We start from the raw sequence: 26,071 nt of genomic DNA on the forward strand, positions 1-26,071 counted from the left end.
AAAATCTGTTTGTTGCAAAATAGTAGACCCATTGGAGCTGGAGTGCTACGAACACCCCAGCTTCTTTTTTTTGGGCCAACATATGAAACTAATTAATTACTCTCTGATGCGTAACCTCCTTCCCTTCATTTCAAACTGGATATCGGTTGCTTTTTCGAGTATCTGCAGGACACTGCTCAGCTTTTTGTCTCTTTTTAGCGATGCACTGACCTCAAGACCGGTAGCCATAGTGCTGTAGTCGACTTCTATATCATACCAGCGCTCAAGCTGGCGCAGAACCTCACCCATTGAAGCACTCCGGAAACTGAACTCATTTTCAGTCCAGGCGGTATAGGGTTCTGTATCAAGTGTGTTGACATCAAATCTGCCGCTGGTATAGATGGCCTGCTGCGAGGGTTTTAATAACAACGTTGTTTTATGGGCTACATCGCTCAGCTGCACACTTCCTTCCACCAAAGTGGTCAGGATATAGGGCTCATTGTTGTACGCATTGATGTTAAATCGTGTACCCAGAACTTTGACCTCCTGCCCGCCCGTGATGACAATAAATGGTCTAGTCTTATCATGCTCCACTTCAAAGTAGCCTTCTCCTGTAAGTTCGACCAATCGTTTATCCTGCGGAAACTGAGCTGGATATTTTAGCGAGGACTCTGCATTGAGCCAGACTCTGGTGCCATCTGCCAGCGTTATTTTGTACTGTCCTTTACGTGGTGTGGATAGTGTGGCATATTTCATGGTATTTGAAGCGACTTTGGTGCCGTCCGCATACAAGACTGCGTCACCCTTAACGGTGACGGCCTGATGGGTAAGCTCAATTGTTTTTCCATCATCAAAAGTTAGTGTCGCCTGATCTTTACCCGGTAGTATATCTTCTGCGGATGAAGACGCTGTGACCGTTGGCTTGCTATTATTAATGCGGAAATCAAGGTATAGCATTACGGAAATGGAAACGGCAAGTAGGATGGCAGCCGCAACAAGCCAACGTTTCCAGTGTGATGCAGATCTGTGCATATTCAGCATAGTATGCAGCATGTGGAGGTTATCCTCGGTTTTTGATTGAGCGATATCAAAATTTACTAGATTTTGGGCTACCTGCTGCTGATTCTGAAGTTCCTCAAAGACTGCCCTATTATGCGCATTCTTATTGATCCATATTTCAACAGCCTTGCTTTCCAGTGTGGACAGCTCCTCCCCCTGTACCAATTTGCTCAGAAGTGGGACAATTGTCAGTTCGTCAAAAAATTGTTGCTCTTCCATCGGCTCCTTTTAATATAGAAACCGGAAAGCATATAGGTTTGTCCAAAAGAAATTGAAAAAAAGAAAATATTAGAAGTATAGTAGTAAAAGTGCGATCCCAGCACCAGAAAGGCGGTTTCTCAGAATAGAAATTGCTCTTGCCTTTTGACTGTTGACGGTACTCACCGTAAGTGAAAGTTCCTCTGCAACTTCTTTGGCAGTTTTACCCTCCATTAACTGCGTCATAATGATCCGGCATTGTTCAGGCAGCAGCTCGATTGCCTGATAAAGTTCCCGATAGACTTCGGAGAGTACAATCTGGCTCAGGATATTGTTGTCGTCAGACTCGTTAAAATTTGATGTATAACCATCAAACCTTTTTAGGCGCACCTTCTCCTTTTCTATCGCATTAAAACAGGAATTTTTTGTCGATATATACAAAAATGCCTTGATACTGTTCAGGGATTCAAATGTCTCTCTTTTCTCATGAAGTTTCACAAAGATATCCAGAACGATCTGCTGGGCATCGATTTGGTCAAAATTTACAAAAAGCCTCTTCGCAAAGAAGATTAATGAAGGATGGTAAAGACGGAAAATTTTATCAAAAGCATGTTCTTCACCGCTTACAAAACTTTTTAGCAGTGCCCTTTCATCGATCACATTCGGGGTTATCATTATAAGGCCATTGGCAATTGCTGTGTAAAGTTATGCAATTTTAATTTCGATAAAAAGTTATTTTGCTTTAAACTACTAAGGATTCAGGTAGTTCATGATTTCTACATCAATATTATGTATATTTGAAAGTATTGAACCTAAAAAAACTAATATAAAAGCAGAATTATGAATGGACAAAAAAAAGTTTGGATAATTTCTTTTCTAATACCCTTTCTCCTAGGACTTTTATTGATATTAGCTTACTGCTTATTTAAAGATAATTATACATTGGGATCTGTAACTCTGAGTGATTGGTTAAATTATTTTGTCGCCAGCGGTACTGTAGGAGCTTTTCTAAGTTTGATTGTAGATAAAATTTCCAATGAAAGAAGCGAAAATCACAAGAAATGGCAATCCGAAATACCGATGGTTACTTTGACGTCTCCCTGCGACCCTACTTCAAATTATTGCGATATTAATATTGTCGAGTTTAATAATGATTACCAGCAAAGAGGAAGCCAGTATTTTTCAGTTAGTAACTTAGGCAAAACCAATGCATATGATATTACTATAGAATTTTGTTCTGACGAGGTTTTTACAACTACAAAAATTTTTCATAGGCATTACATACCTTATTTAATGCCCCTCTCAAACGCAGGATATGAAGGGCAATTTCAGGATTTTATTTATTCTAAGTTTTCCGTTGATCCGGAAACGAAGGAAATTTCAAATAAAAATTTTGAAATTTGTGGTTGTTTAAACGATTGCCTGATTTCTTCAACTAGCCCGAATGAAAAATACTTTTATGTTAGAATTTCCTATTTTTCCAGCTTATCAAAAGAGCACCGTCACCTAATTACAACAATTTTACGTATTAATTTAATCTGTGAAAAAATAACAATTCAAGAGGCCGATTCCAATACGAATAGTGTCAAAATAAAAGGAATTACTATTCTTGATTATGAATACTCATGAAACACTGAGCATAAAAATACCTATTCAAATTTCTTTCTTGGAAGTCCAATTTCATGTTCCTGAGGATAAGGTAGTCTAAAAGTCATACTGACATCTTCCTTAATCCTTTGCTGGGCTTCATATTTCTTTTCTTCATCATGGGAATATCTCGGATCAGAGATAAAAGGCATCTTTGCCATCTTAGTGATCGTAATGGTTGGAAAATGGAAATCTACTTCCACTATACCAAGCAACAGATAACAGCCTCCCCCCTGGAAGGGATATTTTTCAAGACAGTCGGGAAAGTGCGCGGTATCAAAATAGTCACCGTTCACATCGATCCAGGTCCCGAAGTACATCGTTCCTCGTTTTGTAGGCACATGTTTTCTGGAAATTAGATAAGCCAGCATCTTGACCTGTTTTTTATGGTGATCCGTAAGATCTTTGGCCATGACAGTACCCCTGTATTTTGTTTTTAACAGATCAAACGGCGTACAGGAAACAGGAAAACTAAGTATCTCGATTTCATCGAAAGCATCTTCAAATACATTCCGTTTCAGCTCAGGAAATTTAAACTCTTTTACTGGTTCATCGAATAGTGCCTCGAATCTTCGCTCCGATTTATAATCGCCAAGAAGGATTCTCGCCTTTAACAGCAATTCATTTTTGGTGACACCACTAAAACGGAATGCACCGATAAAGATAAGCGTCTGTAGCGTTTCAATGCCAATTGGAATCCGTTTGATAAAATCTTCCAGTGATTTATAATCACCGTTTTTCCTCCTTTCCTCAGGAATCAGCTGGGCAATCTTTGATTCCACTTTTTCCAAAAGCATCAGACCTAGGTAAATCTCATCGCCATAAAGTGTCGTTTCATATTCACTTTTGTTTACACATGGATTCAAAATCCTTCCACCCGACATTCTGGCTTCATGCACGTACACCTCGGTCCTATAGAAACCGCCCATATTGTTGATGGCACAGACCATAAACTCTAGGGGATAATAAACCTTCAGGTATAAGCTTTGATAACTCTCCACCGCATAGGAAGCTGAGTGGGCTTTGCAGAATGAGTATCCGGCAAAAGATTCAATCTGTCTATAAATTTCCCTGCTCAGCTCCTCTGGATGCCCTTTCTCCCTGCAAGATGCAAAAAAATGATCCTTAACCTTTTGAAGTGCACTTAATGACCTACCTTTTCCTGACATTGCTCTTCTGAGAATATCTCCATCAGCCGCTGAAAGCCCACCATAATGCAAGGCAATCTTGATGACATCTTCCTGATATACCATGATGCCATAAGTCTCCCCTAGCTGCTCTTCAAAAACTGGATGAAAGTACTCGAATTGATCCGGATTGTTGTGCCTAAAAATATATTCACGCATCATCCCGGATTGGGCTACCCCCGGACGGATGATAGATGAGGCAGCAACTAGAACTTTGTAATTATCACATTTCAGCCTTCGGAGAAGACCGCGCATAGCGGGTGATTCGATATAGAAACAGCCAATTGTCCTGCCTTGGCTCAAATACTCATTACATTTTTGCTCATCCTTGGACAGGGTCGTATCCTTAATATTTACTTTAATTCCTTTTTTCTCTTCGATAAGCTTAACGGTATCGTTGATCGTTCCCAGACCTCGCTGGGAAAGGATATCGAATTTCTCAAAACCGATGTCCTCTGCAACGTGCATATCCCATTGTACAATAGGGAAACCTTTGGGTGGCATCTCCAAAGCTGTGAAATTGATCAACGGTTCTTCTGATATTATAATACCACAAGAGTGCATGCTCCGCTGGTTTGGAAATTTTTCGAGAAGCTTTCCATATTTCTGTACTTGTTTTACAATATCGTCGCGAAATACCCGTTCTGGATTTTTACTCAGCTCATCGAGCTCTTCTTTCGGAAGGCCAAAAGCCTTTCCTACTTCACGGATAATAGATCGATATTTGAACTCAACATTTGTCCCACAGAATGCCACGTACTCTTTTCCGTAACGGTTGAAAATATAATCAAGGATAATATCACGCTCCTGCCATGACCAATCTATGTCAAAATCAGGCGGGCTTTTCCGGTTTTCATTGAGGAAGCGCTCAAAGTACAGATCAAGTTCAATGGGACAAATATCGGTAATACCCAAGCAATAAGCTACAATTGAATTAGCTCCACTCCCTCGCCCCACATGCATAAAGCCCATAGAATTGCTATACCTAATGATATCCCAGGTGATCAGAAAATAACCACTGAAATTCAGCTCATTGATCACTTTTAGCTCCTTTTCTACACGTTTACCAGCCTTTTCATGATTCCTGCCATACCTTCGCTCCAATCCTGCATAGGCTAATCTGGTCAATAGTTTTAGATCATCTGCTTTACTACCTGTATAATACTTTCTATTTCGGGGCACATCGAATGAAAACTCAAAACTACATTGTGACAGGATCTTTTCTGTATTTTCAATAATCTGCGGAAAATTCTTGAAAGCATCCAACAGATCCTGTGGAGGCCGAAAATACTCTGACTTCCGGCACACTTCATTTTCCGCTAATTTTGATAACAGCACGTTGTTATCGATTGCCCTTAAAATCCTGTGCAGATTATATTCCTTTTTTGTAGTAAATGTCACCGGATAAAATATCACCATTTTTGGAATCAGCTTTTTTAATTCGGGACGGATAAGCAGATTCAGTTCTTCTTCGCAGATACCAATAAATTCATTTTCCCTAAGAGCTTTAGGAACATTACTCAAGGGATACACGATGAAATTATGTATGGTTTGAGGCTGTAAAGGAAGATCAGTTCCATGACAATTATAGGCTGTCAACAGTTTGTTGATTTCTCCCAGCCCTTCAAACTCCTTTGCAATACAGACATACAGTAACTTGTTTTCTTTTCTGACCTCAATGCCCACGATGGGTTTAATTCCATGCTCCTCACATTTTTTCTTGAATTCATAGACTCCGGTTACGGTGTTGATATCGGTAAGCACAATTTCCTTGATCCCCAGAGCAGATGCCTGAGCAACAAGATCGTCTATGGATAGTGTCCCATAACGCAAGCTGTGGAAAGAGTGACAATTCAGGTACATAGCTGTGCATTTAACGTAAAAAATTAAAACCTACAGCCCTGCCAACCGCATCCTTGCCAAATCGGTTTTTAATATGATCCATGGCCTGGTACAGATTAATTAATTCTGAGGTATCTTCAAAAAGGTTCATCTGATAGCATCCATGCACCAGATCCGTAAACCGCAGGCCCACCAGTCTCAAACGCATCCTTCGCGTATACACTTTATCAAAAAGCTCCAATGCAACTCTTGCCAAGGTGTGATCTGCAGAAGTGTAGGTTATCCTGCACTGTTTGGTTTCTGTATCAAAATTGGAATAGCGGATCTTTATGACGACCGTCGAGGTTAACCATTTCTCCTGCCTGAGCTGGTGGGCCAACTTCTCAGCCATTCCTGCAATGATACCTTTCACTTCATTGATATTCATCGTATCGCTACTAAATGTTCGCTCTTTTGAAATGGACTTTCTTTCCGAATATGGAATTACGGGGGTATCATCAATACCGTTTGCTTTTTTCCATAAATCAATGCCGTTCTTACCGATCATCTGCTGCAGAACCTCTACCGGCATTTCGGATAGGGTGCCTATCGTTCTGATCCCAACCCGGGATAGCAGCTGAAAGGTGGCATTACCTACCATCGGCATTTTTTTGATCGGTAACGGATTGAGAAAAGAATGCACAGCCATCGAAGGAATCTCCCGATGTCCATGTGGTTTTGATTCTCCTGTAGCGATCTTGCTAACCGTCTTATTGATGGATAAGGCATAACTGATCGGCAGCCCCGTCTCCTTTTCTATCCTTCTACCTAATTCGTTGGTCCACTTGTAAGCGCCAAAGAACTTATCCATGCCTGTGAGGTCAAGATAAAATTCGTCTATGGACGACTTTTCCATCAAAGGTGCACTTTCTTCAATAATTTCTGTCACGGTATGAGACATCTTGGAGTAAAGTTCCATATCTCCTTTAACCACTTTAGCCTGCGGACAGAGCCGCAACGCCATCCGCATCGGCATGGCTGACCGCACACCGAATGTTCGAGCCTCATAAGAACATGAAGAAACCACACCCCGGTCACCACCTCCAATAATCAACGGAATACCTTTAAGCTGTGAGTTTACCAGTCTTTCACAACTTACAAAAAAGGTGTCCAAATCCATGTGTACTATAGCGCGCTCCATTTTTTACTAACTTATTTAGCAAAATTGATAATATTTATCACAAATTACATTACATTTGTTGTGAATAATTTTCACAAAATGTCAACACTCTCTATTTTAGCCGATAACATCAGGTATTTAAGAATGCAGCAGACACCCGAACTTACGCAAAGTAAGATCGCTGAGCATTTGAAGGTAACTCGTGAATCTTATGCAAAGTATGAAACGGCAAAAAGTGCTCCGCCACTGGACGTGCTATTGGCTATTTCCCGTTATTACCATATTAGTGCCGATCTGTTGTTGACTGTCGATCTCAGGAAATATCCGATGGAAGAGCTTTTAAAACTTCCAGACAATAGGATCATCCTGCCTATTAAAACAGACCATAGGGGTGAAAATAAGATTGAAGTGGTCCCTTATAAGGCGTCTATGGGATATCTAGCGGGCCATGCTGACCCAGAATATATTGATAGTCTCCAGACAATGTCCCTACCCTTCCTTCATAATGGAAAGTATCGGGCATTTCCTGTGGAAGGTGATTCTATGCCTCCTTACAAGGATGGAACATACATTATTGGTAAATATGTGGAAAGCATAACGGATATGAAAACGGGAAAGACCTATTTACTGATGACGCGTACCGGATTTGTCTTCAAGCGTCTTGACAAAATAAACCAGAACTCCATAACCGTAAAATCTGATAATACCTTCTACGACAACTACGATATTCTATTTACTGACCTGCGTGAAGCCTGGCAATATGCGGGAAGCTTTTCCAGCCAGGAACAGGAAATTATCGACTTTAGCAACGAAGACGTTAAGGGTATGTTGCTAACATTAATGAACGAAATAAAGGACCTTAAAAATAAATTAAGCTAACTTTAAGAAAAGAAAGAGCAAAAGTGATATTGTAAGAATCATTGATTAACAATCTTCTAAACCTCACGAAACTTTTCCTACTACATCTTTTTTTCTGATGAAATGTATTCGAATATTCAATTCTATCAAGCTCCACAATATTATTGATTTTTTTTTCCAAGGTCCTTTATTGGTGTGCTCTCCAAACTTAAAATCATTGATTACTCCTTTTGACGTATCGTGAACAAATAATAAGTCCCTCCTGATCTGATCAGGAGGGACTTTTTTAATGAAACAGAACCAGTCAGTAAACTGTACCATAAGCAGGTATAGTACCGCTATTTTTTACTTTTCTTAAAAAGAATAAGTCAGACCCAATTGGATATTTGTATTTTTTGAAGAATCACCAAATTCATCTTTTAGGATTTTAGTTAAGCCGGCTATATAACGAACATTGGCTCCTAGGTTTTCAGTGAATCTATATCCTAATCCAATCCCTGCTCCAAAATTAAAGGTTTTCATATTATCTTTATTCTTGCCCTTATAACTACTTCCATTGATATCACCTTTCGCCTGGGCATTTACAAGAAGTCCAAACTCAGGTCCTGCTTCCAGATAAAATTCAGGAGTGGCATTGTATTGAACCATTACAGGAACATTGATATAGTCAAGGTTTTGTTGCATATTCTTTACTACATAAGTTCCCATTTCATAATCATATTTTGCTTTTGCCCCCTGTTGGCTGTAAACTACTTCTGGCTGAATACTAAATGTCTCAGATAATGGGACATTGACAAAGGCCCCGGCATAAAATCCAATTTTAGATTTAGAGTCGCTGCCTGTAAAACCTGAAAGGTTCCCCCCTGCTTTTACACCAAATGTTGGTCCGTCAGTTGATTGAGCTAACGACATAGTTCCTATAACTATGCATAAGCTTAGTAATTGTTTTTTCATAAGATAGGTTTTATAATTTTTAATAGTTTGAATAAGAAAAAAAGGATAGTACACCGAAAAAATCAATGTGTTACCTTAATTACTGTACTGATATTTTTGTTGATTAATTATTTTATTAATTTCATCTCCATTTATTACCCAATTATTTCCCTTTCTTTTAAATCCAGCATGAATAAATATACTGTCTAAAAATTTGATCAATTCTTGCTTTTCCATAAAATTCTATTTTAACATTTATATTGCGCTGGTAAGGGATTCAAATAGAATGCGAAAGTGCGTAACGTCCTAAAATGCAATAAATAACTTCCTTTGGTATTCACAGAGCGTGTTTTTAAAGAGCCACCCGAAAATTCGGGTAGCTCCTGGTTAGATTAGTCAGAACCTTTGTTTAACTAACTCAATAGCTTCTCAAGTTCCTGTTTTACAGCTGGTGGAAGAAAAATCTCTCCTCTCGATTCTAATTCCTTAATGCCAATTTTTGTGGAAGTTCTCGTAGTAAACGGGATAATATGATCTATAAATAGTTCATTCAGCTTTTCAATTCTATATTCATCGTTCAAAACACGGTCAAAATCAAATACTTCTTTAAAGGATTGGGGTACCCCACCATTCACATCTCCCATTGGACTTTTAATTAATTCTTTTGTAGGAAGATAAGTTCTTCCAAAAGATTTCTGCATAAAAATTTTGATATTTAATTGGTAATAATCTCCATATTTTGATTTTTGCAATTCGAGTATCGCAATACATTCAGGACTATCTTTAAACCACCCACCAAAGGCTTGTAAAAAACCATTCTTCTTGGCAATTTCACCAAATACTTGCTTAAATTCTTTGCTATTCATTGTAAATTATTTTTTGTAATATACTTCTAAGATTTTTTTCCATTGGATATCTTTCAATCTCGGATTCGCTTGAATTGCGGCTGGAGATTGTAGTTCCTCCATATACATTTGCAATTGTTTTGATCCTACTTTTAGCTGTGTGGGATTGAGAGGTTTTAACTCATAAATTTTTCCCTCGTTAATATCCAAAAAATCAATTCGTTTTCCACTTGGTAATCTATATTCCTTAAATCTTCCTAGTTCTGGGGCGTGATAATCTGTTTTGTATGCTTTATGCAAATCTCTCCCCAGCTTTAAATTAGATTTTGTGTATTCTCCTTTGAAAACAGTTTTCATTCCCTCCTTCAGAATAGGCACCTGTTTCTCATCAATAATGTCATAGCCAACAACTTCGTCTATACTATAGTTTATATCTCCAATTGTTATAGATGATGTTTTGGGTGCGGGTATCCCAACTGTTGTTGTTTTAGGAGTATTATATAAGGTCCATGCACTTCTTCCTGGTTGGATCTCAGCTCCTTTTAAAATTGTTCCTTGAGGCTCACCGATTTTTGCTGCTCGCGCATTTTTGGCCATCTGACCAATGGCCCCTGAAATACCTCCAACTACTCCTCCTATAGCTGCTCCGGATAAACCGCCAACCAAGGTTCCTTCAATTACGTCTTCACCAAACATCACTGCTGTAGCAAATCCATTGATAGCTCCAGCCGCTGCACCTCCTGCAGCACCCGCAATTGCGCCCCCTAAAAGGCCGCCCTGTATTCCTGAGGCCGCAGCAGCGGTAAGAGCAGCAGAACCTACAGCCGCACCGACTCCACCGGTGAATGCCCCAATGGCACCACCCATTGCAATTTTACCCCAGGTTGCTCCCCAGTCCCATTTAACCGGGTTCCAAGAACCATTGGCTTTAACTCCTGTCAAATAAGCACCAACAACAGCTCCAACCAGAATCCAGGCAAACTCACCGTTAGGATCGTTATAGATCAGCGGGTTATTCATTACATACCCATACCTGTTATAAATCTGGGTATTGAACGGATCCTGGATATTTTCATCAGCATTAAGGAACCTTCTCAATACAGGGTCATATAATCGTCCATTCATATGGATGATCCCAACCTCCAAGAAGTGCTCATGGCTGGTATAACCACGGTCAACTAATAATCCGCCATTTGCCTCAATGAGCCCGGCAATTTCAGCTTTATCAACAGCAAAATTGCTATTCCCAATCTGTAAATGAGTTAAATTACCCCATGCATCGAAATGCCTCTGCTCTAGCCTGGATCCGCTTTCATCGCTTAGCGCTAAGATACTACCAAGATAATCTTTATGCAAAAATTTAAAAGATCCGTTGCTCTCATCAAAGTTCTTTAAATATACAATATTACTTTCATATGGATTTCCACCAATATAAATGATATGCTTTTCCTTTCCATTGATGTTATTTCTAACAACTTCGAAGCTTCCATCCTCACTGTATATTTTAGTAAATTCACCATCTGCTCCGGGGTCAAACAGTCCTTTGTACGTGACCTTTTGCCGCATATTTGTTAGCCCGTAACCAAATCCAACAGAACCTTTCTCACCGCCAATAAAAATCGGGTCATTGTTCTCGTTGTACAAAACAATTTGTACCAGATCCTGGTCGTAATTCTGAACACCGTTGTTGTTCAAAGTCATTCCCGTAGCCTGATAAATTTTGGTTGCATTATCAAACTTGATCAAACCAACCTGATCATTTTCCCTGATCCTGCCTTTTACATCGTAAATATTCCTATTTGTATTTGGTTTTATTCCTGTCACCGGATCTGTCCAGTTCACCAGCCTGTTATTATCATCGTAATCAAAATATTCGGTGGCTATAGATCCGGACTTCCTGCTTTTGAGCTCATTTTTAACAGCATCAAAAGAGTAAGAGATACTAATGATATCCGGTTTTGCGGATGAAGAATGATTTACGTTGGTCAGAAAGCCATTCAGATCATACTGATTATTAATTTCAGCTTCTCCTAACTTTGCTCTTAGCACCAGCCCTTTGGCATTTGTTTCCTTCAATTCCCATAGAACTTTACCAGAATTCTTCTCATTCAACTGGAAGAGTTCCCCATTCCATCCATTGTACTTGTTTTCAATGGAGACGGTAGTTGTTGCGACTTGAGTTTTTACTTCCTTATCATATGAACTAATTCTACCTTTGTTATCATATACAATATTTCTCTGTGAGAAGTAAGCCTCCGGAGTTTCCTGGAAATACGAAGTAGCTCTTCCCTGAGGGTCATAGCTTACTGCATAAGCGTAGTTTTTGCCATTTGAAGTTCCCGTTTTCGATGTAAGCCTACCCTTATCGTCGTATATAAAGCTAATCTCCTTATCTGTTTCATCCGGGGCAGTGGAATTTTCAAATTGGCTTACAAGCTGCCCTAAGCTGTTATACTCATATCGTTTCACTCCTTTTGGGCTTATAACCCTGGACAACGCTCCCATGTAACCGAAATATTGATACTCATAAATTCCAGTTGAAGGGTCATCAACCATTACTTTATTGCCCCATTCATCATACGATGTGGTTATTACGTTTTCAGCATACTTTGCCTGGATCTGCTGTCCTAAAGCGTTGTAGGAGAACTCCACAGTACCTCCCTTATCCGTAGATACCACAACATTTCCTAAAGCATCTATGGTCTGCGAGGTTGTCCTGCCATAATCTAGCGGACTGGTTTCCACTATCGTTGTGGTCAATCCCGAAACCGTAGTTTCCGTCTCCTTACCAGTAAATGCTGTCGCTTTTACTTTTGCCGGAAAAACATTGTCATCATAATCAAACGTATTCCATTGGGTGGCCCCTTGTCCTTGAAAATAAGGTTCAGACTCCTTTATCTTCCTACCAAGGGGATCGTATTCTATTTCCTTGGAAAGAAACTGCCCCTGTCCGAATGCTTTTGTCGATGTTTTATATTCCTGCCCAAGTTTGTCGATGGAGACTATAGAAACATCACCATCAGGATCGTTCTTGGTAACGATCTCATTGTATTGCCCGTCTTTCTCATAATCATAAGTAGTGGTTCCTGCAAGACTTGAAACGGAGCTCATTAGTTTTCCCCACCCATCATAACTATTGGTAAGAGTATTACCATCTGGATCCGTGGTGGTCACCACCTGTCCAAAGTTATTATAGGTAAAACCAATTGTCAGTCCAAGATTATCGGTTTGGTTAATGACAAACCTTCCCGCCGCGTCATACTCATCTTTCTGCTTTTTTGAATTTCCGTCAATTCCGGATGTTGTTTTCTTAAAGATGATATTCCCAAAGCCATCATACGCATATTCTTCAGTAACAGCATTATTCGAATTACTCCCAGGGTAAAATTGGCTGCTCTTTAAAAGGTTGTTTTCATACGTATAAGTTGTAAACGTATTATGAGTATCACCATATGCCTCGGTTATTTCAGTCTTCTTTGTTGGTCTTCCCACATAGTAATCTTTACCGGTTCCAAAGATATTGTGTACATAACCGAATTCAGTGGTCGTAACTCCGTAGCCATAGTTCGTATTGACCTCAATACGAATAGGAAGATAATAATCCCCGTAATGGGTTAATTTTTGAATAAACGTATCAGTTAAAAAATCTTTTGTCCTCGTAAACCTGGGAACAATAACTGTAACAATTTTATCCTCATATCCCGCAGGCACGGTAGTTATTAGGTAGCCATTCAGGCGCTTGTCCACTTTATATTCTACAGATTCAAAGCTTAAGAGTTGAGAATTATTCTCGGAAATATCGACCGGAAAAATATTATTTTCATTATTTGTCCTTATACTCCATTCTTTTACTGGAGCTCCATCTAATACTGGATCTATTTGTGATCCTGACCATATTTTGGTATTCTCAAAACCGTCGGCATACCAGGAAGAACGGGCAATCTGGTGAAAGCCGTATAACTTTTTCCCGTGCAGATTGCCAAGTAAGCCTCTGTAACGGAAATCGCGCTTTCTACCCTCCTCCACAAGCTGGGATACAGCAAAGTGCTGATCCACTCTATCCATTGAATACTTCGGATATAGCTCAGCAACTTCTTTTTTATAAAAGGTAGGAATAACAGGATTATCGGGAACCACTTCCATGTATTTAACAGAAGTAGTAACTCCGCCTTGTGTAATTGAAGTCATCCTTGCCAGCTCGGAAACTGGGGTTGGTCCTTTTATCTTTTTCAGGAACTGCTTCCAGTAGATAAAGACATTGTAATAATTATTCCCAGATTTTATAGAGTTGGTAATCGGCACAAATAAAGTCAGATCAAGTAGGTCCTGAACCTCATATAACGGACTTTGGAACGACCAGTTGGCTGTAAAGTTAGGAACACCCGAAACGTCTGCTCCATTAGCCATTTTAGCACTTACCCTATACCCAAAATTCCTGTAATTAGTATTGAACAAATTGATCTGATTATAGGAAAATACCTGAACAATATCAGACTTCCCATCTTTATTCATGTCAGTAACAGAGAAGAAATACTGTTGGGCAAACTTGGCATAATTTCCCGTCATTTCTTTTTGGTACTTTCTAAACGTGAAGAATTCCTGCTTCAAAAAAGGAACAAATCCTTTCTCTGTTCCCATATAGAACCTCCAATCGTCAGCCTTACCCACAGCATAATCTGTAATAGGAATAGCAAAGTCTACCTTTCCATCTCCGTTATAATCACCATATAAAACGGGAAATTCGGAATCTCTGGTTTCTAACAAGTTTCCTGAAAACCTGATTTTCTGCAGGTAGTAGGTAGCGTCATACTTTACAAATTCAAAAACGGTGTAAGTACTATTGGAAACATTTATGATTTCAACTTTTCCGTCACCGTCAATATCCATAAACTTCCGCTCGGTATAGGCATTTTCATTGATGCCATTGGCCAGAAGCAAAGGGGTAAACGGAAGTGATGAGCTCCTAAGATTAACGATCATTTTGGTATTAAATCCAACTGGCGAGCCGTCATCAAGAAAAGCGTCAGGAATACCATCTCCATCAAAATCCCCAACTTCAAGAATGGTCCTATGATCACTACCATAAAAAGTTGTGTTAGCAAGACTTTTCTCGAACACTTTAACAAAAGTATTATCCCTGAAAATATAGCCGCAAACTTTACTGTCCAAAATTTCTACAATTCCATTTCCATTATATACCTGTCCTGTTTCGTCTAGTAGTGTGTTGACTACTTTAGCGTTATTTGCAAAAGTTTTACCAGTAGGTACTACTGTAAAAGTCTCATTGAACGCCCCCAGCTTTACTGTGCCGTTATTCATGACAAAATCCAGATAGGAATCGCCATTTAAATCTCCAACTAATTTTACATCATTAAATGGTTCAGGCTCTGCTACATATTCAGCATAGGAAGAGTTGACCATGGCCGGATAATTAAAAACAACAGGATTGGCAGCTTCATTATTGGCGTTATACTCTGTAATCTTCCCAACAAATTGGTAACTTGTTCCGTTACCGGAATATTCGATATTGTATTTCTTATACTGCTGATTGTTCGTATATACCTTTATATCCGTGAGAATCCTATGTTGTAAAAATTTCAATCCTTTGATGTAGGATTCTTCTTTGAGTTCCCTGTCGCTATAATTGAATTGGATAGAATTCATATGCGGCGTATTCAAGTCCTTATTGCCACCCCACTCTATAATGTATATCGGGGCAACCCTCTCGCTTTGCAGGTAGTTATAGGATATATAATTACCTTGCGCATCGCGCCATTCGCTTATATTATACTCATTGGGAGTCCTTGAATCAAGAGTTTTTCCATACCAGGCCTGGGATCCGTCTTCAAAAGTCACCTCCCAATACTCCGGCCCCAACCACGGTTGTGCGGTCTCAGCTCCTATGGACTTAAATTTTATATTAGAGTATTTCTCCGTTACATATTCTGCTCCGTCTTTACCATATTCGCCCGATTTTAACACTAATCGGTTGCCATTGAAACTATAGAGATCAGTATAGTCCATTTGAAGTCCCTTAACCTCTGCACTATTTTCTATATTTCTCGGGGTTCTGGTGATAGACGTTATACCAGAAATACTCCAACCATAGCCAGCAAGACCATTGCTGGATTCACTGTTGTACACCAAGCTAATTTCCGGCGTGACATTTTTTACTCCTGGTGGAACGTCTATGGGTAAAGTGAACTGGAGTTGTCCTGCTTTATTGACGTCAATGTTTCCTTTGGTATCGTGAAAGCTCTGAGAAGAGCATAACACGGATATAAAAGATAAGACAAAGACGAACAATAATTTTGTTTTATTAAGATACTGTTTTTTCATGGCCGTTATCTTTTAGTGATGTTCTTACTCATTACCCTTCCGTCTTTAAGAGTGAACCGAAGCACATAAACACCCCACTCATAGCCAGACATATTAATCTTAAGCTGTCTGTTTAAATCAGGGATATTTTTCTGCTGAAATTTCCAATGCACTGTGCTATGCTGATAAAGTGAAACAGACTCGATTAATTTATCCGCATTTTCCGTCCAATCAATTGTAAGTACATCATTTACGGGTACTGGATACAGGCGTATCTCCTTAAAAAACGTCTTTTCATCTAACGTATTCGTTGTGGTCTGCGAACTGCTAGTACTCTTTTGTGAACTCTTTCTGGCAAAGTCGTCAGGCCCACGGTAGTACTGATTTCCAGCTCCATCATATTTAAAGTAGACTTCGGTTTGGGCATATCCTTTAACTCCTACCAAAAAAAGCATGACAGGAAGGACGATTTTAAGCACTTCTTTTATTTTTTTCTTTCTTCTTATTTTTTGCATGTTGTTTAATTTTGATTAGTAATTTTTGCTTATTATCCCCTTTAGCTAAGGGTTCAAATTTTTTTTGCTCACAGTTAATCTGAATAATAGTACGATTTCATAGGTTGTGGTTTTGAAATGGTGAATCGCCTGATTAAATAAATCAGGATTAATAGAAATAGTCTAGAAAGACGCCTAGGCATTTTATGCCCCTACACGTCATAGATTGGGAATCTTACGTGTATCTCTAAAGAGATTAATAGTGTCTATTCAACCTCTTTATTCAATCATATACCAGGGACTTCGTTTTTTGAACGAAGTAAAAAAAAGTGGTGTCCTTACAGTTGAGAAAATATCGAGAAGGGTATCATTTTCCAGGTTGAATTTCACTGAAAATCATAGGAAAACTGGAAAATGGGAACATCAAACAAATACGAATTGCATAATTTAGGTAATACATCTTTTTCATGGGTAATAAAATGTTTTTGGTTAGCACTATGAAACCTTCGAATTATAATATTCTTATAGCTTTACAGTAATAGCTTACCTTTTAAATTATATCATCATCTGGTTTCTGTTGGTTTTGACAATATTAGCGAAAAAAAGCATTACGTCTCTGGGGGAAAACACCATTTTTTTCTCCGTGTTTTTACGGTGCCTATTAAAAAAGAATCCTAGCGCAAAGAAAATAGTATAGCTTCCAAAATCGCTGATCATAATAAATATTGTTTTCATAATTAAGGGTTAGAATTGTGTTTTAATACATATTATTATGTGAAAGAGTATGATGAAGTATTCTTACAATGTAAATCCTCCGATCTCTTACGTTAATGATGCAAATGTATACTGCACTCACGACAAAACACGTCGTATAATATTAATTAACAAAGTGATCTTACAATAATACTGGCATTTGCAGCATTTTGGAATCCAACTATTTGTAAAATATTCATAAATTTGTTAATCACTCCCCTGCTAATAACAAAAAATGCCACTTTTTGATGAACATAACAACAGTAATCAGGAAGATATGTATAAAAAAATTTACTATACATATCAGCATCGTGTATTTCTTTATATTGCAGGAAAAATATCTGATAGAAATGATGTCCTGGACATTTTTCAAAATGTCTTCATCCATTTATGGCAGTATAAAAAAGCACTAGGCGGGCCAAATACAGAAAATATTATTTTTAAAACCTGCAATCAGGAAATTGCTGACTTCTGCCATAAGAATAATAAACGATTCCAATCCCTGGAATCCGATTACCCCGATCGCTCTGAAGAGCAAATCCAGTACATTATTAAAGAAGAAGAGCGTATAGATGCTATTCAAAAAAATATTGACTTATTGCCTGATACGACAAAGCAAATTTTCACCATGAATAAGATCAATGGCATTAAACAAAAACAAATTGCCAGTGATCTTAAAATCACACAAAAAACCGTCGAAAAACAGGTTTCCAAGGCTATGACTCTACTTAGAAACGCCCTCAAAAATTCTTAAAATAAGTTAATATCAGTTAAATTTTGTTAATTTCCATATTTTCAGCGGGGGATTTTCAATGTTCCCAGGTAAATGTAATAAAGACCTGTTATGAACGAAAAGAATATTCACGAACCTCTGTCTCCCCAGGAGTCGGATGAAATGTGGCAAAAAATCATTTCGAGAATCCGTAATCAGGAAATTGAAAAGAAAAAGAAAAAACTGCGCCGGTACTATACATTAGTTTCTGCAGCAGCAATTATAATTATCGGTGTTTTGATTTTGGGATATAAAACAATGCTTACTCCTGAGGTTTATTATGCTGAAACGCAAAATGTCAGCATTACTTTAAAAGACGGATCAACTGTTACGCTTTTAAAAGGGGCACAACTACAAGTGGACAGATCCTTTCCAACGGAAAATCGGGAGGTTTACCTGCAAGGCAACGCTATATTTCATGTTGCTAAATCTAAAACCCCTTTTATTGTTCATGGAAACAACTATCAGACAAAAGTTTTGGGTACTGTTTTTAAGGTTGTTCAGAATGGGCAAAGCTTTACCGTAGATTTGTACGAAGGAAAAGTACAGGTATCAAAAAATGATAAGCCTGATTATCAATATACCCTAAAGCCTAAAGAAACATTTTCAAACCTAGGTTCTCTGAAGATGGCATCGGTGAAACCTACGGATCAGAAAGCTGAAATTGAAAGACAAAGAGTAACAACTCTTGCATTCAGTGACGCCACTCTTAACGAAGTAATATCAGCTATACAGGATATATACGGGATCCAGATCCGGTATCCTCAAGAAATAGGCTCTTCAAAAATTACTTTGAGCACGCAAACTACCGAAGAAGATGCATTAATCGAAATGATCGCGTTTCAGTTTAATCTAAAAGCCAAAAAAATAAATGATACCACATTTGAATTGGAGGAATAATGGTTTAAGTCCTTATTACTCCTGCCGTGATCCCTGATACATAAAAATGGCTGAATATAATAAAGGCCGACGGTTGCACCCGTCAGCCATGTATTCAACTAATAACGTAGATCAGAAGAGTTATTAATTTTTAAATACAATGCAAAAATATGAAAATTTTATGCACTGCCACCGTATTGTTTTTTTTCGGATGGCACAGGCTTTATGCCCAACAGGAGCTCTCAAAAAAAAGAGTAAGTTTTGAGATCACCAAAAAGGAACCGGCCGATCAGGCTGTTAAAAAATTCCTGACGTCCACAAATACTAGAAATTATGCATTTTCAGCAGAGGACCTGAAAAACCACTGGGCCCAGCCAACCAAATGTATCAATGAGCCCGTTGTAGACTGCATTCGCAAATTACTTAGGGATGTTCCAGTAGAAGTTATAATATTCAACAAAAGTGTTGTCATACGGAAGAAAAATAATCAGACAGCGTCCAGCCTGACTCCTGTAGTTTCCGATCTCTCAAAGGCGGATACGATCCAGAAATCTGCAAGTGTAAACAAGATCGATGAAATTGTTGTGAATGCAGGATACTATGCCGTAAAGGATAAAGAACGGACAGGAAGTATTGCTAAAGTTACAGCTAAAAATATAGAAAACCAGCCGGTTACCAATGTATTATCATCATTGCAAGGAAGAATGGCAGGTGTTAATATTACACAGAATTCCGGTCTTGCTGGTGGTGGTTTTGAAATCCAGATCCGAGGGCAAAATAGTTTACGCACAGGATCATTTACTTCTCCAAATGGTAATGTACCGCTCTATATAGTTGATGGCGTACCGATCATCGAAATTCCCACTGCTCAAATATCCTCTATAACTATTCCCAATGGTAGCATAAGCCCTTTAAACAGCATTAATCCTAATGATATTGAAAGTATCGAAGTATTAAAGGATGCAGACGCCACTGCTATTTATGGCTCAAGAGGTTCAAATGGTGTTATCCTGATTACAACAAAAAAAGGAAAAAAAGGGAGAATACGCGTGAACCTTTCATCCAGCTATGGGATAAGTGAGGCAATATCCAACCTCAAATTATTGAATAAAGATCAGTATCTTGAAATGCGGCGCAAGGCCTATGCCAATGATGGTATTTCAAACTATCCTGCCAATGCATACGATATAAACGGCACCTGGGATAGGAACCATGAAACGGACTGGGTAAAAACTCTGATCGGAAGAAAAGCTACGCTCAGCAACACCCAGCTTTCCTTAAGCGGAGGTAGTGAAACAACAAACTTCATGCTCAGTCTCGGCCATAATGAACAGACCACGGTATTTGGGCAGGGGTTCAAATATAGCAGCAATTCATTTAATTCGAACATCTCGCATCGTTCAGCAGACAATAAACTGTACATCAGTGTTTCCAATATGTTTACACAGCAGAAAAATAATGTGGTAAAAACTGATATGACAAGGAACGCTTATATGCTGGCTCCTGTATCACCGTTGATTTATTTGGGGGACGGAAGCCTGAATTGGGAAAACAACACATTTTCAAATCCACTGGCGGCGTATAATGCTTCTTATGACAACGATACAAAGCTGTTCCAAATGAATGTGAATGCTGAGTATCGTATCTTCAGGGATTTTACAGTAAAGCTGAATACAGGACTTAATTATACTGCAGTTGATGAATTAGCCCTGACACCAAATACAGTATACAGCCCTTACCTCGCTACTGGAATGTCCAGTTCCAGTTCTCAGGCAGATAAACGGTCACAGCAAATATTTTCGTTTATTGCGGAACCGCAGGTAAATTGGCAGAAGAAATGGGGAACTCACCAGCTAGATGCCTTGATCGGAGGTAGCTTCCAGAGGACCCAGAGGAGTGCAGATGAAAGACTTGGAATAGGCTTTGAGAGCAATCAATTCATCACCAATATTGGCGCTGCCAAATCGGTCATGACTTTAGAAGATTCCAATGTTGAATATCGTTATGTGGCCTTATTTGGCAGACTGAATTATCAGTTCAAAAACAGGTATATCGTAAACTTAACTGGAAGAAGGGACGGAAGCAGCCGTTTTGGATCCAACAATCGCTTCGCAAATTTCGGTGCCGTAGGAGCAGCATGGTTGTTTTCAAATGAAGCATTTTTAAAAGATTTTAAATGGCTGACTTTTGGAAAACTTCGGGGAAGCTATGGTTCTGCAGGTAACGACAACATCGGTGATTTTCAATATCTCGATAACTATATCGTCAATTCTACTCTGATCTATAACAATACCACTGGTATTACGCCCTCGCGTCTGTTTAATCCCGATTATAGCTGGGAGATTACCCGTAAACTTGAAACAGCACTGGAGCTTGGTTTTTTCAAAAATCGCCTTAATTTGACAACGGCCTGGTATCGTAACCGATCCACCAGTCAGTTGGTTGGTTACCAGCTTTCCGCAGTAACAGGGTTTACCAGTGTTATCGCAAACTTAGCTGCAACAGTTGAAAATACGGGCTTGGAATTTGAGCTTTCGGGACGCCCTGTTGTTGGCAAGAACTTCCGCTGGGAATCTTCTTTCAATATTAGCTTCCCGCGAAATAAACTGCTTGCGTTTCCCGGACTTGCAGGTTCCACTTATGCGAATCAGTACATCATAGGACAACCTACCAATATTATTAAATTATATCAATTAGAAGGCATAAATCCAAAAACTGGCCAATACCAGTTTACTGATTTTAATGGAGATGGTAAAATTTCCACACCGGATGACCGGCAGGTAATAGAAGATGTAAGTGTAAGATATTTTGGTGGATGGGCGAATACAGTACAATACAAAAACTGGGATCTTTCTTTTCTTTTTCAGTTTGTCAAAAAGAAAGCACGTAACTATATCGGTATTATGACGATGCCCGGAACAATGAATAATCAGCCGGTTCAGGTTCTTGATGTCTGGTCTCCCGGAAACCCCGGCGGATTGTATATGCCTTATAGCACATTAAATACGACCAGCCATAATTTACTTCGCTCCAGTACAGCTGCATATTCAGATGCTTCTTTTATAAGGTTGAAAAATGTGCAGCTGGGCTATACAATTCCGCTCAAAAGCGGCCCGTTTAAAGATGTCAAAATTTACTTTCAGGGACAGAATCTCTGGACATGGACCAGATTCTTCGGAGTGGACCCTGAATCCTCATCACTTGGTTTCCTTCCACCTCTCAGAACCTATTCCTTTGGCGCACAATTTAATCTTTAAAATTCTTAAAAATGAAAACAATACGATTTATCATTATACTTATTGCAATGACAGTAACTGCTTCATGCGAAAAAATGATTGAAGTGGACATCCCAAATGACCAGATCGATAAAGAAACAGTCTTTAGAAACGTTCAAACCGCAAATGCTGCCTTAGCTGGCCTGTACGCTGATGTAATGAAGAGTTCCCCGATAGCCGGCGGTGATCTTGAATCTTATTTAAGCGCCTATACAGATGAACTTGACAACTATACTACGGTCGCATCCGACAGCAGGGATATCTTCCTGAACCAACAGATCGACACCAATACTATTGTCTATAATGTCTGGGCTGGTGCCTATAAACATATTTATTCCTCTAATTCGATAATAGAAGGTGTAACAGCCTCAACGGGAATTTCGCCATCCAACAAAAAATATTTAATAGGGGAAGCATTACTTGTTAGGTCCATCATGCTTTTCTACCTCAACCAGCTGTTTGGCGATATCCCCTACCCTCAATCAACCGATTACAAGGTCAATAATAGCATAGGCAAAACATCTTCTGTTCAAGTACTGTCAAACCTGCAGAAGGATCTTCTGGAGGTATCGTCCCTACTTGAAGATGGCTACAGGAATACTGAACGGATTTATCCAAACAGGATGGTTGCACGACTTCTGCTCGCGAAAGTTTATATGGCTAAACAGGATTGGAGTGAAGCTGAAAAAGTACTGAAAGAAATTATACAGAGTGGGCTATACCAGATGGAACCTGACATCACCAAAGTTTTTCAGAAAACTGGGAAACATATTTTGTGGCAAATGAAACCAAACAATAACCTGTCTGTACTGCAAGCTGGCCTATACTATTTTACCAATTCGGCGCCATCATCTTATGCACTCACCAATGCCCTGGTAAATGTATTTCCAAATGAGGACCTGCGTAAACAGAAATGGATGGCACCAGTAATCTTCAACGGCCTGACTTACTATAGAGCCGAGAAATATAAAAACCGCGGTGGTAATAACATGACCGAATACTCCATCATTTTTAGGCTTGAGGAGGTGTATCTGCTTCTTGGGGAAGTACTGGCAGAACAGGATAAAATTGTAGAGGCAGTACCTTATATAAATGAAACGAGAACCCGTGCACAGCTTATGCCCCTGACTGCATCCATTACAAAAAGTGTCCTTCTGGATGAAATTCTTCTGGAAAATAAAAGAGAATACTTTACGGAGATGGGACACCGATTTCTTGATTTAAAAAGAACGGGCAAACTAAACATGCTGCAAACCACAAAACCCAACTGGAAGGATTACCATAAACTATGGCCAGTACCTCAAAAAGAGATTCTACTAAATACAAATCTTAAACCTCAAAATACGGGATACTAATAATGAAAAATATTTTGAAATTAATAATGTTTCTGGCAGGAGTCTTTTTATCATCCGCACAGCAACTTGAAGATACCATAGAAAATTGGAGGGCAAAATTTTCCTCTCTGTCAGATTTTGTATACAGATCCAAGAATGCAAATTGGATTGGCATCAGAAAAGTAAGCAAACTGCATGGTGACAGTATTTTTGTGGTCAACACGAAAGACCAAGGACAAACCGTGTACAGAATCATGAATTCACAGCTCACATTCTTGAATGAGGTAGGTGTATTGGGCAAGAAAGGACAACAGGTCGTATTTCTCAATCTTATTACCGGAAATACATTCAACTTTGACAATATAATCGATGTTTATCCGCTGCAACAACAAAACAGATTCGGGTTATTATCTAATGACCATTCCCTCAGGTTCTATGATAGTACTGGCAAGCAGCTTTTCGAAATAGCCAATGTGGGTAACCTTGCCGCCACCGATTCTAAAAACACAATATATCTTAACAGACAATATGATAGCAAATCCGAAATCATAGAGACCACTGGCTCCCAACAAAAGGTCCTTTACAAAACTGAGAATAAAATCCGCAAGATCTCGCTTATTGAAACTGGAAAACATTTGCTGGTTTTAGAGACAGCCCAAAATAACGATCAGGATAGATTAGTCCTACTGGAAGCGGGAAAATCCGGAAAAACTGTACTGCAACTTGACATCTCCAAAAATGCAGTGGCCAAGCTTACCCCAATACAAAATGGCGACTCCTTCCTCATTAGCACATGTGTCGAAGGTCAGCCACAAGATAATACCCTTGTCGATATATGGTATGGGAACGATCCTTACGTCAATGAACATTTTAAAAAGCCTACTCATCAGCGTTTTTGGTTATGGCACCCAAAAAGAAACAAACTGCAGAATATTCCTGTACCGGAAAACTTTGAGGTCGGTTCGATCAACAATGACCGTTATTTTCTGACTTATCTTCCAAGACGGGGCCATAATTTCATTACCAGTGAGCCCGAACTCAATGCTGCTCAGATCTACGATCTGAAATTAAATTCATACAGGGATATCGGAAATGTAAAGCTTGCCAGACAAATAGGCAAAGAATGGCCGGAACTATTAAACCATTCCATTTATACCTCATCTGATGGAAGATGGTTTGTCGCGAGTCACGATGGCTTAAGATGGTCGCTATATCGTCCCGATGGTAATAAAGTAACAACGATAGAAAAAGAAGGTTTGGAACAACCGGTATTCTCATCAAATTCAGAGAATATCTATTTTGAAAGCGTAGATGGCCTATGGACCTTTAACATCGGACTGAAGAAATTAACAGCTCTGGACATAGGAAGAGGAAAAATAACAAAGATCAAGAACTACACCCTTAAAATCGATGATTATACAGCAATTTCCTTTTTACCAACAGAAAAACTTCTTGCCGAAATAAAGGATCGGGACGAAAATGTGATTTCATATCAGCTCTTGAAAAGGGGCAAAATCTATCAGGTCATTCCATCGACAAAAAATAGAATTCATAAGCTGATCTATGATCCTGCAATGACATCCTTTTCTACACTGGAAGAGAATTTTAATCTTCCACCCACATTGTATGCTTATGCTAAACCCAATGAAAAAAAACTACTTTTTGACGGAAGTATTAAGGACAATGGAGTAAAAAAAATAAAACAGGAAATGTATAAATATTCCGCAGCAGGAAAGAATCTTAGCGGTATTTTGTATTATCCTGCCAACTTTGATCCCGCGAAAAAGTATCCGATGATCGTTCGCATTTATGATATGCAGCGGCACCTTTCCAATTCATATCTATCTCCAAACAAGTCCCTTCCGGATGGATCTCAATTGAGAACCTTGTTGGAACGTGGGTATTTTGTATTTCTTCCGGACACTACTGTGGGCGATAAAGGTCCTGGACTTTCAGCACTTGAATGTGTCCACAAGGCACTGGATGCTGCGCTAAAAAATTCTTTTATTGATAAGGAAAAAATTGGACTCTTCGGTCAATCCTACGGCGGTTATAAGACCGATTTTATAGCAACCCATTCAGACCGTTTTGCAGCTTACATCTCCGGGGCAGGAATCAGTGACATTATCAACGATTTTTACTCATATACTCATGGTTTTAATAAACCTCTATATTTTATATATAACACCGTTTATCAAATGAATACGACACCGGCTAATGATAAGGCAAGATTTCTGGCAAATAACCCCATCCTTAGTGTGGAAAGAGTAAATGCACCAATCTTACTGTGGACCAGTAACAAGGATCGCACCGTTCCGCCGACTCAAACGATGGAATTTTATATTGGGCTCCGCCGATATAAAAAAGATGTAGTTGCATTATTTTATCAAGACGGAAATCATTCATTTCCCGATGGTACTCCGGAGCAAGTAGACTTGAGTAAAAAAGTATTGGACTGGTGGGATTACTTTTTGAAAGGCAAAAAAGATATTGCCTGGATAAGTAAACAGATGAGAAAGGATGCCTTATAGGCATCCTT

Annotated in this window: 17 protein-coding genes; 7 read left to right on the plus strand and 10 right to left on the minus strand. The window is 39.0% G+C overall.

Annotation, left to right across the window (positions count from 1 at the left end; all coding sequences use genetic code 11):
* Positions 1 to 96: 96 nt before the first annotated feature.
* Both OK18_RS00435 and OK18_RS00440 read right to left on the minus strand, forming a co-directional pair.
* A complete protein-coding gene (locus tag OK18_RS00435; protein WP_053326697.1) occupies positions 97 to 1,257 on the minus strand; it encodes a FecR family protein in 1,161 nt (386 codons plus the stop codon).
* A gap of 69 nt (positions 1,258 to 1,326) precedes the next feature.
* Positions 1,327 to 1,911 (minus strand): sigma-70 family RNA polymerase sigma factor, encoded by a 585-nt coding sequence (locus tag OK18_RS00440; RefSeq protein WP_053326698.1) that lies wholly within the window; start codon positions 1,909 to 1,911, stop codon positions 1,327 to 1,329.
* Between the two features lie 165 nt (positions 1,912 to 2,076).
* On the opposite strand from OK18_RS00440, the gene OK18_RS00445 reads away from it, so the two are divergent.
* Positions 2,077 to 2,865 (plus strand): hypothetical protein, encoded by a 789-nt coding sequence (locus OK18_RS00445; RefSeq protein ID WP_053326699.1) that lies wholly within the window; start codon positions 2,077 to 2,079, stop codon positions 2,863 to 2,865.
* A 20-nt stretch (positions 2,866 to 2,885) separates the two neighbouring features.
* Here the strand turns inward: OK18_RS00445 and OK18_RS00450 are convergent, their stop codons facing one another.
* Both OK18_RS00450 and dinB read right to left on the minus strand, forming a co-directional pair.
* On the minus strand, positions 2,886 to 5,933 hold the full coding sequence (locus OK18_RS00450) for a DNA polymerase III subunit alpha (RefSeq protein ID WP_053326700.1): 3,048 nt from the start codon (positions 5,931 to 5,933) through the stop codon (positions 2,886 to 2,888).
* 10 nt (positions 5,934 to 5,943) lie between these two features.
* The gene (gene dinB / locus OK18_RS00455) at positions 5,944 to 7,092 is read right to left on the minus strand and encodes a DNA polymerase IV (RefSeq protein ID WP_053326701.1); all 1,149 of its coding nucleotides are present in this window, start codon (positions 7,090 to 7,092) and stop codon (positions 5,944 to 5,946) included.
* Positions 7,093 to 7,170: 78 nt separating this feature from the next.
* Between dinB and OK18_RS00460 the strand changes: the two genes are divergently transcribed.
* Positions 7,171 to 7,950: an XRE family transcriptional regulator gene (locus tag OK18_RS00460; RefSeq protein ID WP_053326702.1), complete on the plus strand. Its 780-nt coding sequence runs from the start codon at positions 7,171 to 7,173 to the stop codon at positions 7,948 to 7,950.
* Between the two features lie 333 nt (positions 7,951 to 8,283).
* On the opposite strand, the gene OK18_RS00470 is transcribed toward OK18_RS00460, so the two are convergent.
* From OK18_RS00470 to OK18_RS00490, 6 genes are all read right to left on the minus strand, one after another.
* Positions 8,284 to 8,883 (minus strand): porin family protein, encoded by a 600-nt coding sequence (locus tag OK18_RS00470; RefSeq protein WP_053329254.1) that lies wholly within the window; start codon positions 8,881 to 8,883, stop codon positions 8,284 to 8,286.
* Positions 8,884 to 8,958: 75 nt separating this feature from the next.
* Entirely contained in the window at positions 8,959 to 9,099 is a 141-nt protein-coding gene (locus OK18_RS21010; RefSeq protein WP_156173189.1) for a DUF4304 domain-containing protein, read from the minus strand.
* Positions 9,100 to 9,275: 176 nt separating this feature from the next.
* Positions 9,276 to 9,728 carry a DUF4304 domain-containing protein gene (locus OK18_RS00475; RefSeq protein ID WP_053326704.1) on the minus strand — a complete coding sequence of 151 codons (453 nt, stop codon included), beginning with the start codon at positions 9,726 to 9,728 and terminating at the stop codon, positions 9,276 to 9,278.
* A gap of 6 nt (positions 9,729 to 9,734) precedes the next feature.
* Positions 9,735 to 16,046 (minus strand): RHS repeat-associated core domain-containing protein, encoded by a 6,312-nt coding sequence (locus OK18_RS00480; protein ID WP_082129105.1) that lies wholly within the window; start codon positions 16,044 to 16,046, stop codon positions 9,735 to 9,737.
* A gap of 5 nt (positions 16,047 to 16,051) precedes the next feature.
* Positions 16,052 to 16,540 (minus strand): T9SS type A sorting domain-containing protein, encoded by a 489-nt coding sequence (locus OK18_RS00485; protein ID WP_228377671.1) that lies wholly within the window; start codon positions 16,538 to 16,540, stop codon positions 16,052 to 16,054.
* A 534-nt stretch (positions 16,541 to 17,074) separates the two neighbouring features.
* Complete coding sequence (locus OK18_RS00490) at positions 17,075 to 17,254, minus strand: hypothetical protein (RefSeq protein WP_053326706.1); 180 nt, start codon at positions 17,252 to 17,254, stop codon at positions 17,075 to 17,077.
* Between the two features lie 295 nt (positions 17,255 to 17,549).
* Between OK18_RS00490 and OK18_RS00495 the strand changes: the two genes are divergently transcribed.
* From OK18_RS00495 to OK18_RS00515, 5 genes are all read left to right on the plus strand, one after another.
* Positions 17,550 to 18,026: an RNA polymerase sigma factor gene (locus tag OK18_RS00495; protein ID WP_167336345.1), complete on the plus strand. Its 477-nt coding sequence runs from the start codon at positions 17,550 to 17,552 to the stop codon at positions 18,024 to 18,026.
* A 90-nt stretch (positions 18,027 to 18,116) separates the two neighbouring features.
* Positions 18,117 to 18,944 (plus strand): FecR family protein, encoded by an 828-nt coding sequence (locus tag OK18_RS00500; protein WP_053326708.1) that lies wholly within the window; start codon positions 18,117 to 18,119, stop codon positions 18,942 to 18,944.
* Between the two features lie 149 nt (positions 18,945 to 19,093).
* The gene (locus OK18_RS00505; RefSeq protein WP_053326709.1) at positions 19,094 to 22,180 is read left to right on the plus strand and encodes a SusC/RagA family TonB-linked outer membrane protein; all 3,087 of its coding nucleotides are present in this window, start codon (positions 19,094 to 19,096) and stop codon (positions 22,178 to 22,180) included.
* Positions 22,181 to 22,191: 11 nt separating this feature from the next.
* Entirely contained in the window at positions 22,192 to 23,553 is a 1,362-nt protein-coding gene (locus OK18_RS00510) for a RagB/SusD family nutrient uptake outer membrane protein (protein ID WP_053326710.1), read from the plus strand.
* Positions 23,554 to 23,555: 2 nt separating this feature from the next.
* Positions 23,556 to 26,063, plus strand: coding sequence for a S9 family peptidase (locus tag OK18_RS00515; RefSeq protein ID WP_082129106.1), 2,508 nt, complete (start codon positions 23,556 to 23,558; stop codon positions 26,061 to 26,063).
* The last annotated feature ends 8 nt before the right edge of the window (positions 26,064 to 26,071 follow it).

This window comes from Chryseobacterium gallinarum (genome assembly GCF_001021975.1).
Classification (GTDB): Bacteria; Bacteroidota; Bacteroidia; order Flavobacteriales; family Weeksellaceae; genus Chryseobacterium; species Chryseobacterium gallinarum.

What these genes read in the sequence shown, in the direction of transcription:
- OK18_RS00495 (WP_167336345.1), top strand. Translation starts at nt 17,550, where the DNA reads ATGTATAAAAAAATTTACTATACATATCAGCATCGTGTATTTCTTTAT.
- OK18_RS00515 (WP_082129106.1), top strand. Translation starts at nt 23,556, where the DNA reads ATGAAAAATATTTTGAAATTAATAATGTTTCTGGCAGGAGTCTTTTTA.
- dinB (WP_053326701.1), bottom strand. Translation starts at nt 7,092, where the DNA reads ATGGAGCGCGCTATAGTACACATGGATTTGGACACCTTTTTTGTAAGT.
- OK18_RS00440 (WP_053326698.1), bottom strand. Translation starts at nt 1,911, where the DNA reads ATGATAACCCCGAATGTGATCGATGAAAGGGCACTGCTAAAAAGTTTT.
- OK18_RS00505 (WP_053326709.1), top strand. Translation starts at nt 19,094, where the DNA reads ATGAAAATTTTATGCACTGCCACCGTATTGTTTTTTTTCGGATGGCAC.
- OK18_RS00490 (WP_053326706.1), bottom strand. Translation starts at nt 17,254, where the DNA reads ATGAAAACAATATTTATTATGATCAGCGATTTTGGAAGCTATACTATT.
- OK18_RS00500 (WP_053326708.1), top strand. Translation starts at nt 18,117, where the DNA reads ATGAACGAAAAGAATATTCACGAACCTCTGTCTCCCCAGGAGTCGGAT.
- OK18_RS00450 (WP_053326700.1), bottom strand. Translation starts at nt 5,933, where the DNA reads ATGTACCTGAATTGTCACTCTTTCCACAGCTTGCGTTATGGGACACTA.
- OK18_RS00435 (WP_053326697.1), bottom strand. Translation starts at nt 1,257, where the DNA reads ATGGAAGAGCAACAATTTTTTGACGAACTGACAATTGTCCCACTTCTG.
- OK18_RS21010 (WP_156173189.1), bottom strand. Translation starts at nt 9,099, where the DNA reads ATGGAAAAGCAAGAATTGATCAAATTTTTAGACAGTATATTTATTCAT.
- OK18_RS00485 (WP_228377671.1), bottom strand. Translation starts at nt 16,540, where the DNA reads ATGCAAAAAATAAGAAGAAAGAAAAAAATAAAAGAAGTGCTTAAAATC.
- OK18_RS00460 (WP_053326702.1), top strand. Translation starts at nt 7,171, where the DNA reads ATGTCAACACTCTCTATTTTAGCCGATAACATCAGGTATTTAAGAATG.
- OK18_RS00470 (WP_053329254.1), bottom strand. Translation starts at nt 8,883, where the DNA reads ATGAAAAAACAATTACTAAGCTTATGCATAGTTATAGGAACTATGTCG.
- OK18_RS00445 (WP_053326699.1), top strand. Translation starts at nt 2,077, where the DNA reads ATGAATGGACAAAAAAAAGTTTGGATAATTTCTTTTCTAATACCCTTT.
- OK18_RS00475 (WP_053326704.1), bottom strand. Translation starts at nt 9,728, where the DNA reads ATGAATAGCAAAGAATTTAAGCAAGTATTTGGTGAAATTGCCAAGAAG.
- OK18_RS00510 (WP_053326710.1), top strand. Translation starts at nt 22,192, where the DNA reads ATGAAAACAATACGATTTATCATTATACTTATTGCAATGACAGTAACT.
- OK18_RS00480 (WP_082129105.1), bottom strand. Translation starts at nt 16,046, where the DNA reads ATGAAAAAACAGTATCTTAATAAAACAAAATTATTGTTCGTCTTTGTC.